Annotated in this window: 12 protein-coding genes; 6 read left to right on the top strand and 6 right to left on the bottom strand. The window is 57.8% G+C overall.

The features are described 5' to 3' along the window. Positions 1-34: 34 nt before the first annotated feature. The 3 genes from ppdD to hofC are packed head-to-tail and all read left to right on the top strand — an operon-like array spanning position 35 to position 3,057. The gene (gene ppdD / locus HMPREF3140_RS11795) at positions 35-466 is read left to right on the top strand and encodes a prepilin peptidase-dependent pilin (protein ID WP_002888683.1); all 432 of its coding nucleotides are present in this window, start codon (positions 35-37) and stop codon (positions 464-466) included. 10 nt (positions 467-476) lie between these two features. Continuing rightward, a complete protein-coding gene (gspE, locus tag HMPREF3140_RS11790; protein ID WP_004145935.1) occupies positions 477-1,862 on the top strand; it encodes a type II secretion system protein GspE in 1,386 nt (461 codons plus the stop codon). Further along, positions 1,852-3,057: a protein transport protein HofC gene (gene hofC / locus HMPREF3140_RS11785; RefSeq protein WP_023279852.1), complete on the top strand. Its 1,206-nt coding sequence runs from the start codon at positions 1,852-1,854 to the stop codon at positions 3,055-3,057. The genes gspE and hofC overlap by 11 nt, the downstream gene beginning before the upstream one ends. Positions 3,058-3,093: 36 nt before the next feature. On the opposite strand, the gene HMPREF3140_RS11780 is transcribed toward hofC, so the two are convergent. Further along, positions 3,094-4,137 (bottom strand): GMP reductase, encoded by a 1,044-nt coding sequence (locus HMPREF3140_RS11780; protein WP_004145938.1) that lies wholly within the window; start codon positions 4,135-4,137, stop codon positions 3,094-3,096. 343 nt (positions 4,138-4,480) lie between these two features. Between HMPREF3140_RS11780 and coaE the strand changes: the two genes are divergently transcribed. From coaE to yacG, 3 genes are read left to right on the top strand one after another with little or no spacing between them, the layout of a single operon-like run. After that, positions 4,481-5,101 carry a dephospho-CoA kinase gene (coaE, locus tag HMPREF3140_RS11770; RefSeq protein ID WP_002888649.1) on the top strand — a complete coding sequence of 207 codons (621 nt, stop codon included), beginning with the start codon at positions 4,481-4,483 and terminating at the stop codon, positions 5,099-5,101. Beyond that, entirely contained in the window at positions 5,101-5,844 is a 744-nt protein-coding gene (zapD, locus tag HMPREF3140_RS11765) for a cell division protein ZapD (RefSeq protein ID WP_004178596.1), read from the top strand. Before coaE ends, zapD begins: the two co-directional genes overlap by 1 nt. Positions 5,845-5,853: 9 nt before the next feature. Then, a complete protein-coding gene (gene yacG, locus HMPREF3140_RS11760) occupies positions 5,854-6,048 on the top strand; it encodes a DNA gyrase inhibitor YacG (RefSeq protein WP_002888644.1) in 195 nt (64 codons plus the stop codon). Between the two features lie 52 nt (positions 6,049-6,100). Here the strand turns inward: yacG and mutT are convergent, their stop codons facing one another. The 5 genes from mutT to ftsZ form a co-directional block, all read right to left on the bottom strand. Next, positions 6,101-6,493, bottom strand: a complete 393-nt coding sequence (mutT, locus tag HMPREF3140_RS11755) for an 8-oxo-dGTP diphosphatase MutT (protein WP_023279853.1) — start codon at positions 6,491-6,493, stop codon at positions 6,101-6,103. Between the two features lie 58 nt (positions 6,494-6,551). Further along, positions 6,552-9,257: a preprotein translocase subunit SecA gene (gene secA / locus HMPREF3140_RS11750; RefSeq protein ID WP_002888638.1), complete on the bottom strand. Its 2,706-nt coding sequence runs from the start codon at positions 9,255-9,257 to the stop codon at positions 6,552-6,554. A 61-nt stretch (positions 9,258-9,318) separates the two neighbouring features. Next, positions 9,319-9,816, bottom strand: a complete 498-nt coding sequence (secM, locus tag HMPREF3140_RS11745; protein ID WP_002888635.1) for a secA translation cis-regulator SecM — start codon at positions 9,814-9,816, stop codon at positions 9,319-9,321. Between the two features lie 322 nt (positions 9,817-10,138). Then, entirely contained in the window at positions 10,139-11,056 is a 918-nt protein-coding gene (gene lpxC, locus HMPREF3140_RS11740) for a UDP-3-O-acyl-N-acetylglucosamine deacetylase (protein ID WP_002888632.1), read from the bottom strand. A 100-nt stretch (positions 11,057-11,156) separates the two neighbouring features. Further along, positions 11,157-12,308, bottom strand: coding sequence for a cell division protein FtsZ (gene ftsZ, locus HMPREF3140_RS11735; protein WP_002888628.1), 1,152 nt, complete (start codon positions 12,306-12,308; stop codon positions 11,157-11,159). Positions 12,309-12,369 lie beyond the last annotated feature (61 nt).

Raw genomic sequence — 12,369 nt, 5'->3', positions numbered from 1 at the left:
TTCACAGTGCTCCTGTCACAACAAGGAGCGACTTATGGATAAACAACGAGGTTTTACCCTGATTGAACTGATGGTGGTTATCGGAATCATCGCCATTCTTAGCGCCATCGGCATCCCGGCCTACCAGAACTACCTGCGTAAAGCCGCCCTCACCGACCTGCTGCAGACCTTTGTCCCTTACCGGACAGCCATCGAACTTTGCGCGCTCGATCATGGCGGCCTAACGCCATGCGACGGCGGCAGCAACGGCATTCCCTCGCCGACAACCACGCGCTACCTCTCCGCCATGAGCGTGGCCAAAGGGGTCGTCACCCTCACCGGTCAGGAGAGTCTGAACGGACTGGGGGTCACCCTGACGCCGACCTGGGACAATGCCGAGGGCGTCACCGGCTGGCAGCGCGTCTGCACCATCACCGGCAATAGCGCGCTTCAGCAGGCCTGCGAAGACGTTTTCCGGGTGAAGTGAGGGCGAATGCATGAAAACAGAACAGCTGATCCCTCTCTGCCGTCGCTACCACGCCATGCTGCTGCATAGCGATGAACAGACAATCTCTATTGCGGTGGTTAATACCCCGCCGGCGGAGTTAATGGAGGCGCTACGCTTCGCGACGCAAAAGCGGATCGACATTGAATGCTGGAGCCAGGAGCAGATGGATAAGCGTCTGCAGGCCCAGGAAAAGCAGGCGCAACTGGCGCAGAACGACGGGCCGGAAAATATCGCCGAACGGGTCAACCAGATCCTCGAACAGGCCCTGCGTCAGCGGGCGTCTGATATTCATATCGAGCCCACGGAAACGCACTTACGCATCCGCCTGCGGGTCGATGGCGTCCTTCACGCCCTACCGTTGCTGGCTCCCGAACTGGCCGCACCGGTTATCGCGCGACTCAAGGTCCTGGCCAGTCTCGATATCGCCGAGCACCGTTTACCGCAGGATGGCCAGTTCGCGCTGAATCTTGCGGGACGACCGCTCTCTTTTCGCATCGCCACTCTGCCCTGCCGCTATGGCGAAAAGATTGTCCTGCGCCTTCTGCATCAGGTTGACCAGGCGCTGGATCTGGAAGCACTCGGACTCTCATCCTCCCAGCTGGCGGCCTTTCGCCAGGCGCTGAACCAGCCGCAGGGTCTGCTGCTGGTCACCGGCCCAACCGGAAGCGGGAAAACGGTGACCCTCTACAGCGCCCTGCAGGCCAGAAACCGTGAGCAAGTGAATATCTGTAGCGTGGAGGATCCACTGGAGATCCCCATCGCCGGGATGAACCAGACGCAAATCAATCCCCGCGCCGGACTCACTTTTCACAGTGTGCTGCGCGCCCTGTTACGCCAGGATCCGGATATTGTCATGGTGGGCGAGATCCGCGATGCCGAGACCGCTGAAATCGCGCTCAAAGCCGCCCAGACCGGTCATCTGGTGCTATCCACCCTGCACACCAATTCCACCAGTGAAACCCTGACCCGCCTGCAGCAAATGGGCATCGCCCGCTGGATGATTTCCTCTGCGCTCTCGCTGGTCATCGCCCAGCGTCTGGTCCGCAAGCTGTGTCCCCACTGTCGGCGTAATGCCGGCAGCGCCGCCGACCTGCCGCACAGCCTGTGGCCCCGCCCGCTGCCACGCTGGCAGGCAGCGGGCTGCGAACATTGTTACCACGGATATTACGGCCGGCTGGCGCTGTTCGAAGTGCTGCCTGTTACCCCCGGGCTACGCCAGGGGATAGTCCAGGGACTTAACGCCATTGAGATTGAATCTCTGGCGCGAGCCGCGGGGATGATGACGCTTTTTGAAAGCGGCTGTCAGGCTATCGAACAGGGATTGACCAGCCTCGAAGAGGTGGTGCGGGTGCTGGGGATCCCCCATGGCGACTAAGCGTCTCTGGCGCTGGCGCGGTATCGATGTGCAGGGCGCCCCTTGTCAGGGGATGCTATGGCAAACCAAGCGTCTGGAGGTCCTGCAGCACCTCCAACAGCAGCGAGTCATACCGCTGGCCGTACGCCGCTGTGCGGTGAAGCAGAGCCTCTGGCACCCGCGCTACAGTTGCGAAACGATCCGCCAGCTGGCGACCCTGCTGCAGGCCGGCCTGCCGCTGGCGGAAGGGTTATCGCTGCTGGCGCAGCAGCAGTCGCATGCCCAGTGGCAGGCGCTGCTTGAGGCGCTAGGCCGCGAGCTGGCCCAGGGCGTGGCGTTCTCTGCCGCGCTGGCGCAGTGGCCCCAGGCTTTTCCGCCACTATATCTGGCGATGATTAGCACCGGCGAACTGACGGGCAAGCTCGATATCTGCTGCCTGCAGTTGGCGAATCAGCAGCAGGAGCAGCAGCGGCTCGCCAGCAAAGTCAAAAAAGCGCTGCGCTACCCGCTGATCGTGCTCTCTCTGGCGCTGTTGGTGGTGCTGGGGATGCTCTATTTTGTCCTGCCCGAGTTCACCGCCATCTACCAGACGTTCAGTACGCCGTTACCGCTGTTGACGCGGATGGTCGTTGCGGCAGGCGACATGCTAAGTCGCGGCTGGCCGCTGCTGCTGGCCTTGCTGCTGAGCCCGCTGCTGCTCAACCAGCTGATCCGGCGGCGCAGCGACTGGTTGCTGCGCCGCCAGCGGTTGCTTAACGCGCTCCCTCTCATTGGTTCCCTGATCGGCGGACAACAGCTGAGCCTGATCTTCACCATCCTGGCGTTAACCCAAAGCGCCGGTATTAGCTTTCTGCAGGGGCTGCAAAGCGTTGAAGAGTCCCTGTCGTGCCCGCTATGGAGCCAGCGTCTGGCGCAGGCCCGCGCGCTGATCGTTCAGGGGGAGCCGATTTGGCAGGCGTTAAGCCGCTGCGGCGGTTTTACACCGCTGTGCCTGCAGCTCATCCGCACGGGGGAAAGCGCGGGAGCGCTGGATCAGATGCTGGAAAACCTGGCGCATCATCATCGCGAGCAAACCTATCAGCGAGCCGATAGTCTGGCTGCGCATCTTGAACCCATGATGCTGGTGATAACCGGCTCGCTGGTCGGGATTCTGGTGGTGGCAATGTATTTGCCCGTTTTTCACCTGGGCGATGCCATTGGCGGGGTGGGAGGATGAGAAACACTGGCGCCGCGCAGGCGCCAGTGCAGCCGATTACAGGCTATTGAATACCCGGTTCTCTTGTTCCTGAACGCGGATAAAGGTCGTACGCTTGGTCAGCTCTTTCAGACGCGAGGCGCCAACGTAGGTGCAGGCAGAACGCAGGCCGCCGAGAATATCACGTGCGGTATTCTCCACCGGTCCACGCAAAGGCAGCTTAACGGTTTTGCCTTCCGCCGCGCGGTATTTCGCGACACCGCCCACATGGCGGGTCATCGCCGACTCGGAGCTCATGCCGTAGAACAGCATGAATTTCTCTCCGTTTTCTTCAACGATGGTTCCGCCGCTCTCTTCATGGCCCGCCAGCATGCCGCCAAGCATCACGAAATCAGCGCCGCCGCCGAAGGCTTTCGCCACATCGCCCGGCATGGTGCAACCGCCGTCGCTGATGATCTGGCCGCCAAGGCCGTGCGCCGCATCGGCACACTCAATCACGGCGGAGAGCTGCGGATAGCCGACCCCGGTCTTAACGCGGGTGGTGCAGACGGATCCCGGGCCGATGCCAACTTTGACGATATCGGCGCCGGAGAGGATCAGCTCTTCGCACATTTCACCGGTGACCACGTTCCCGGCGATGATAGTTTTTTGCGGCCAGGCTTCGCGCGCCTTCGCCACGAACTGTACAAAGTGCTCAGAGTAGCCGTTGGCGACGTCGATACACACAAAATTCAGCTGTGGGTTCTGAGAGAGGATCTGCTGGGTTTTTTCGAAATCCGCATCGGACGTGCCAGTGGAAACCATCACATGCTTGAGTACGTCCGCGGATGCGCCCTGGGTAAACGCCAGCCATTCTTCAGCGGTGTAGTGCTTATGTACCGCGGTCAGAATACCAAAAGTGGCCAGCGCTTTAGCCATGCTGAAGGTGCCGACGGTATCCATGTTAGCCGCAATAATCGGCACGCCGGACCAGGTCAGGCCTGAATGTTTAAAGGTGAATTCACGTTCCAGCTCAACATCAGAACGGCTTTTGAGGGTAGAGCGTTTCGGGCGGATAAGAACGTCTTTGAAACCAAGCTTCAGATCTTCTTCAATACGCATGTGCGAATTCCTGGGGTTAATGGCATGAATGTGAGAGCACAACTCCAGTGACGTTATCATACGCGCGAATCAGGCCCGCGCAAGACTGCGATTTTCACTTTTTTTACGCTACAATCGTATAAATTTACCTGGTGAATGGAGAAAAAGGCGCCTATGCCTTCCCCTGCCGGAGTATTGTTTTTAACCATTTGATTTGCTTGATTAAAACAAACAGTATAGCGGACGGCGATCCCGGTTGGCGCGGGGCCCTCACGACATGCTCACTGTCGCCTCCCCGGCGCGCTGCCAGTCATCGCTGTCTGCCTGCAAAAAATACGAGCAATCCGTTTCAGGGTCAGAAGATATGGGGTACACAGTCGCGTTAACAGGCGGGATCGGCAGCGGTAAAAGTACGGTCGCCGACGCCTTCGCGCAGCTTGGGGTTAAGGTTATCGATGCCGATGTTATCGCCCGTCAGGTGGTCGAGCCCGGTACCCCGGCGCTCCAGGCCATTGTCGGCCACTTCGGACCACAGATGATTGCCCCCGACGGCACGCTGAACCGCCGCCTGCTACGAGAAAAAATTTTTGCTCACGTGGAGGAAAAAGCCTGGCTCAATGCGCTGTTGCACCCGCTGATTCAGCAGGAAACGCGCCGCCAGATGCAGGCCGCCACCTCCCCTTATCTCCTCTGGGTCGTACCTTTGCTGGTCGAAAACCGCCTGTCCGGCCAGGCCGATCGCGTACTGGTCGTCGATGTGCCGAAAGAGACGCAAATCGAACGCACCATGCTGCGCGATAAGGTCAGCCGCGAACATGCTGAACATATTCTTGCCGCCCAGGCCACGCGCCAGCAGCGCCTGGCCGTCGCGGACGATGTTATTGAAAACACTGGCACGCCGGATGCAGTGGCATCGGATGTTGCCCGCCTGCACGAAAAGTATTTAACGCTGGCATCGCAGGCCGCCTCACAGGAAAACTCGTAATGCATACCCCCGTTCTGTTTGAACATCCTCTTAATGAGAAAATGCGCACCTGGCTGCGCATCGAATTTCTGATCCAGCAGATGGCTTTCCGTCCGCAGATTGCCAGCCATGCCGATGCGCTCCATTTTTTCCGTAACGCCGGCGATCTGCTGGATGTCCTGGAGCGCGGCGAGGTGCGCACTGACCTGGTTAAAGAGCTGGAACGCCAGCAGCGTAAGCTCCAGTCATGGGCAGAAGTGCCGGGCGTCGATCAGGAGCGCATAAACGAGCTGCGCCACCAGCTGAAGCAGTCCTCCAGCACCCTGATGGCCGCGCCGCGCATTGGTCAGTTTCTGCGTGAAGATCGCCTGATTGCGCTGGTGCGTCAGCGCCTGAGTATTCCTGGCGGCTGCTGCAGCTTCGATTTACCGACCCTGCATATCTGGCTCCATATGCCACAGGCGCATCGCGACGAGCAGGTGGCCAGCTGGCTTGCCAGCCTCGATCCGCTGGTCCAGTCCCTGAGCCTGATCCTCGATCTTATCCGCAACTCCGCGCTGTTCCGCAAACAGACCAGCCTCAACGGCTTTTATCAGGATAATGGCGAAGATGCCGATCTGCTGCGCCTGCGTCTCGATCTGGCTCACCAGCTTTATCCGCAAATTTCCGGCCATAAGAGCCGTTTCGCCATCCGTTTCCTGGCGCTGGACAGTGAATATGGGATCGTGCCGGAGCGCTTTGATTTTGAACTGGCCTGCTGTTAAGGAGATAACATGTCAGAAGAGACTATCGTCAACTGCCCGACCTGCGGCAAAACTGTGGTGTGGGGCGAGCAGAGTCCGTTTCGTCCGTTCTGTAGCAAGCGCTGCCAACTGATCGATCTGGGAGAATGGGCTGCGGAAGAGAAGCGCATCCCCAGCGCGGGGGATCTCTCCGATAGCGATGACTGGAGCGAGCAGCAACCCTGATTTGATGGCAAGCTAACCCGGCGCCTGGCGGGTTAGCCTCGCGCCCCGGGGCTCAGCCCTGGGCGATAAGTTTGCTGATAACCGGTTCATTCGCCGGAGGAAACGCCGCCGGATCCAACGTTGGTCCCGCCATCCACCGACCCGGCTGCCCTTCTTTACCCCACGGCTCGCCTTGCCAACTTTCCACGAGGAAAAACCACAGCGTAATATAGCGATCGGGGAACTGATACTCCAGCTTATCAAAGAGCGAAGAGGCGGTGACCGTAATCCCAACCTCCTCCTGCAGTTCGCGGATTAGCGCCTGCTCAGGCGTCTCATCAGATTCAATTTTCCCGCCCGGGAACTCCAGCTTATTCGCCATATGGGCATCGGCGGCGCGCTGGGTAATAAAGATTTCGCCTTGCGGATTGCGAATTATCCCGACGGCGATTTGCAGTTTTTTCATTGAATGCGCTCCATAAAAAAGGCGCAGAACTCTGCGCCTTTGTTTGTTTTATCAGACCTTAGCTCAGACGGCCGTGGCACTGTTTGTACTTTTTGCCGGAGCCGCACGGGCACGGATCGTTACGGCCCACTTTACGTTCGCCGGTTTGCGCCGCCAGATCCTGGGCTGCGGCTTCATCATCGCTCTGATGGCTGAGCTGCTGCATCTGCGCCAGGCGCTCGGCCTCTTCACGACGCTGCTGTTCCATCGCCTCGACTTCTTCCGGCATCCGCACCTGGACTTTGCTCAGGGTGCTGATCACTTCATACTTCAGTGACTCCAGCATCGCGGCAAACATTGAGAACGATTCGCGCTTGTACTCCTGCTTCGGATCTTTCTGCGCATAGCCGCGCAGGTGGATACCCTGGCGCAGGTAATCCATCGCCGCCAGGTGCTCTTTCCACAGCGAATCCAGAGTCTGCAGCATCACGCCTTTCTCGAAGTGGCGCATCATCTCGGCGCCGACCACTTCTTCTTTACGCTGGTAGGTTTCTACCGCGCTCTGCAGAATACGTTCGCGCAGGGTCTCTTCATGCAGCTCCGGCTCTTTATCCAGCCACTCTTTGATTGGCAGGTCGAGGTCGAAGTCGTTTTTCAGACGCTCCTGCAGACCTTCGATATCCCACATCTCCTCCAGCGACTGCGGCGGAATATGGGCATCGATCGTCGCCTTAAAGACGTCTTCGCGGATGCTGTTGATGGTTTCGCTGACGTCAGACACGTCCAGCAGCTCGTTACGCTGGGTGTAGATCGCCCGGCGCTGGTCGTTGGCCACATCATCATATTCCAGCAGCTGCTTACGGATATCGAAGTTACGGCTTTCCACTTTACGCTGGGCGTTGGCGATCGCCTTGGTGACCCACGGGTGCTCAATCGCCTCACCTGGTTTCATTCCCAGTTTACGCATCATGCCAGACACGCGATCGGAGGCGAAGATACGCATCAGGGCATCTTCCATTGACAGGTAGAAGCGGGAAGAACCGGCATCCCCCTGACGACCAGCACGGCCGCGCAGCTGGTTATCGATACGGCGAGATTCATGACGCTCGGTACCGATGATGTGCAGACCGCCTGCGGCCAGTACCGCATCGTGGCGTACCTGCCAGTCGGCTTTGATTTTCTCAATCTGCTCTGGCGTTGGGTTTTCCAGCGCAGCGACTTCCGCCTGCCAGCTACCGCCGAGCATAATATCGGTACCACGACCCGCCATGTTGGTGGCGATGGTCACCGCGGAAGGGTAGCCCGCCTGGGCGACGATATCCGCCTCGCTGGCGTGGAATTTGGCGTTCAGGACGTTGTGCTTGATGCCAGCTTTAGTCAGTTCACGGGAAACCACTTCAGATTTTTCGATCGAGATAGTCCCCACCAGCACCGGCTGACCGGCAGCGGTACGAGTTTTGATATCTTCGATAATTGCCTGAATTTTTTCCGCTTCGGTCATATAGACCAGATCCGCCATGTCTTTACGGATCATCGGACGGTTGGTCGGTACAACCACGGTATCCAGCTTATAGATAGAGCTGAATTCAAAGGCTTCGGTATCGGCTGTACCGGTCATCCCCGCCAGCTTCTCGTACAGACGGAAGTAGTTCTGGAAGGTGATAGAGGCCAGAGTCTGGTTCTCGTTTTGGATCTCCACGCCCTCTTTGGCCTCAACGGCCTGGTGCAGACCATCGGACCAGCGGCGGCCCTGCATCGTACGGCCAGTGTGCTCATCGACGATGATAACTTCGCCATCTTTGACAATGTAGTCAACGTCGCGGGTGAACAGCGCATGGGCGCGCAGCGCGGCGGTAACGTGGTGCATCAGCATAATGTTGGTTGGAGAGTACAGGGACTCACCTTCATCCATAATGCCTTCCTGTACCAGCAGCTCTTCAATCAGCACCAGACCACGTTCGGTCAGGTTAACCTGACGCGCTTTTTCATCCACCGAGAAGTGGCCTTCGCCAGTGAAAGTATCCGAATCCTCTTTTTCCTGGCGGATCAGATGCGGGATGATTTTGTTTACCTTGCGGTACATTTCAGAGCTGTCTTCCGCCGGGCCGGAAATGATCAGCGGCGTACGCGCCTCATCGATCAGGATGGAATCCACCTCATCCACCAGCGCATAGTGCAATTTACGCTGAACGCGCTCTTCCGGGCTGAAGGCCATGTTGTCGCGCAGGTAGTCGAAGCCGTATTCGTTGTTGGTGCCATAGGTGATATCGGCAGCGTAAGCTTCACGCTTCGCCGGCGCCGGCAGGCCGGACATGTTGATGCCAACTGTCATGCCCAGGAATTCAAACAGCGGGCGGTTATTTTCGGCGTCACGCTGGGCCAGATAGTCGTTGACGGTCACTACGTGAACGCCTTTGCCGGTTAGCGCGTTGAGGTACGCCGGCAGGGTCGCGGTCAGGGTTTTACCTTCACCGGTACGCATCTCGGCGATGCAGCGATCGTTAAGCACCATACCGCCCAGCAGCTGGACGTCGAAGTGGCGCATGCCGAATACGCGCTTACTGGCTTCGCGAACGACGGCGAAAGCTTCAGGGATCAGGCTTTCCAGCGTTTCGCCTTTTTCCAGGCGCGCGCGGAATTCAGCGGTTTTCGCTTTCAGCTCGTCATCAGAGAGTTTTTCCATCGCCGGTTCCATGCCGTTGATGATATTGACGACTTTGCGCATACGACGCAGCGTACGGTCGTTACGGCTGCCGAAAACCTTGGTTAACATTTTGATAAGCATAATAAAATCTCAAACGCCCGCGGTGCGGAGTCACAAAAAATAGGATGGTCCGTGGTTATTTTCAGCTGAGACGTTGAGGCCCTGCGCGGATCCCCGCCACCTGGCTTATCCAGGCGCTGACGCGGAAGGCAGAATATGAAGAAGGGATGTAACCCGCCTGGCGGATCACCACCGGCGGCGTGCTGTCCTGCGTCAGCAGCGCGCTGAGGGTGTCGAGCAGCGCCAGATGCTGAGCCTGCAGCGGGGAAGTTTCTTCCGCCACCGGCAGCGCCTGCGGCGCCATGGCGAAGGAGAGATGACGAATAACGGTGCGAATGGCGTGCTGATGCCAGTAGTCGACGGTAAAGCTGGGCCGGCGATTCGTCTCCAGCAGCGCCAGCTGAGAGAAATTAACCTTGCTCGGATTGTGATTGCTGGCGGTCGCCTTCGCTGGCGCCGCGGTCTCGTGACCGTTGCTTAGCGCAGGCAGGCCGAGGCTGGCCGCGACCATCCCCAACAGGAGATGCGGCCAAAAATACCGTCTGCCAAACTGTCGCCAGCGCGTCAGCAATCCACTCACGTTCATTACCTTTCTTTGCTAGACCCGTCGTCGTTCAGGCTGTCTCTTTATTGATGTTTTTCGCAGGACAACCTGATGTCCACGGGGTAAAGCAACCCTGAGAAATAATTTTGCGCTCAAATACTAACATTAATACCGGCCTGAGGCAGCATGAATGAAGGCGATTGCCCGGCGAAAACGCTTAATAAAGCAGCGAACGCACTCTAATTATTATCCAGGGATCGCAGCGAAAATAACTGGAGGGTGCTATAAAAGAAAAACGACTGGCTCCCTGGTCGGAGAGAGTACCAGGTTACCAGTCGAATTTACTGGATGGTCAGGCTTACGCCAGAACCATCGACGGTGCGCGGAACGCCATTGGCAGTTTTGCGTCGTCTTCGAAGGTCACATACTCCCAGGCTTCCTGTTTTGCCAGAACCGCCTGCAGCAGTTTGTTGTTCAACGCGTGACCCGATTTGTACGCCGTGAATGCGCCGATAATGTTGTGACCACACATAAACAGGTCACCGATCGCATCCAGCATTTTGTGGCGAACAAATTCGTCTTCAAAGCGCAGACCGTCTTCGTTCAGTACGCGATAATCGTCAACAACGATGGCACAATCGAAGCTGCCGCCCAGGCACAGGCCGCGGGACTGCAGATATTCGATATCGCGCATAAAACCGAAGGTACGCGCACGGCTAATCTGACGCATGAACGCATCGGCCGAGAAGTTCAGCGTATAGCGCTGGGTGCTGGCATCAATCGCTGGATGGTTAAAATCGATGGTGAAGTCCAGCGAAAAACCATTGTACGGTTTGAATTCAGCCCATTTGTCGCCATCTTCGACGCGAACCGTCTCTTTGATACGTACAAATTTCTTGGCGCAGTTCAGTTCATCAATGCCGGCATCCAGCAACAGATAAACGAACGGAGCCGCACTGCCGTCCATAATCGGGATTTCCGGCGCATCGACTTCAACAATAATGTTGTCGATACCCAGGCCAGCCAATGCGGCGTTCAGGTGTTCAACCGTAGAAATCCGCACGTCATGCTCATTAACCAGGCAAGTACAGAGCATGGTATCACGCACAGATTTGGCATCAGCCGGAAAATCTACCGGTGGATTCAAGTCGGTGCGACGATAGATGACCCCGGTATTTGCCGGCGCAGGGCGTAACGTCAGTGTGACTTTCTTGCCGGTATGCAAACCGACGCCAGTCGCCTGAACGATACGTTTAAGAGTCCTTTGTTTGATCATCGTATAATCTCGCCAATTTACCTATCCAACCGAAGTGTACACCACTATCGGGAGGCCAGTTTAGCACAAAGAGCGCAGATGCCCAACTTCCAGTCGATTCTTAATCGGCTTGCTTACGCAGGAAGGCTGGGATATCCAGATAATCCGGCTCTTTCGCGGTTTGCGGCGTATTGTCGTTCACCACTTTGGCTGCCGGCTTCTGCTCTTGCGTCAGCGGCGACATACCATGCTGCTGGTAACGATCCATCACCGGCTGCTGAACCTGCTTGTTGGTTACCAGGGTGATTTCCGGACGCTTATCCATGCCAATACCGGTCGCCACTACGGTCACGCGCAGCTCGTCGTTCATATCCGGGTCCAGAGAGGTACCGATAACCACGGTCGCATTATCCGAGGCAAAAGCACGGATGGTGTTACCCACAGTTTCGAACTCGTCCAGACGCAGGTCGAAGCCCGCAGTAATGTTGACCAGCACGCCGCGCGCGCCTGACAGGTCGATATCTTCCAGCAGCGGAGAAGAGATAGCCATTTCAGCCGCTTCTTCCGCACGGTCTTCACCGCTCGCCACCCCGGAGCCCATCATCGCGTAGCCCATTTCAGACATCACGGTACGGACGTCCGCGAAGTCGACGTTCATCAGACCCGGACGGGTGATCAGTTCGGCGATACCCTGCACCGCGCCTTTCAGGACGTCGTTTGCCGCGCCGAATGCGTCGAGCAGGGAAATTCCACGCCCCAGGACCTTCAGCAGCTTGTCGTTCGGGATGGTGATCAGTGAGTCAACGTGCTTGGACAGCTCGGTGATCCCCTGCTCAGCGAACGCCATGCGCTTCTTACCTTCAAAATTAAACGGCTTAGTGACCACCGCAACGGTGAGGATCCCCAGATCCTTCGCCACTTCCGCGACTACGGGCGCCGCGCCGGTACCGGTACCGCCGCCCATGCCTGCCGCGATGAACACCATGTCTGCGCCATCAAGGGCTGCGCGCAGCGCTTCACGGTCTTCATCAGCCGCGTTACGGCCGACTTCCGGGTTCGCGCCCGCGCCCAGACCTTTGGTAATACCGCTACCGATCTGGATAGTCTGGCCAACCGCCGTCTTACGCAGCGCCTGCGCGTCGGTATTTACCGCGAAGAATTCAACACCCTCAATGCGCTCGCGCACCATGTGTTCAACGGCGTTACCGCCGCCGCCACCGACGCCGATGACTTTAATCACCGCGTCGTTGGTCAGTTCCATAGGTTCAAACATAGTTTCTCTCCGTCTTGTGCCTGTCGCCTGAGAACGCTAATTGTCTGCGTTCTCTTAAAAA

Source organism: Klebsiella sp. HMSC16A12 (assembly GCF_001808265.1).
Lineage (GTDB): Bacteria > Pseudomonadota > Gammaproteobacteria > Enterobacterales > Enterobacteriaceae > Klebsiella > Klebsiella pneumoniae.
Note: the sequence above shows the minus strand (reverse complement) of the source record. Positions and strands in the feature narration are given on the sequence as shown.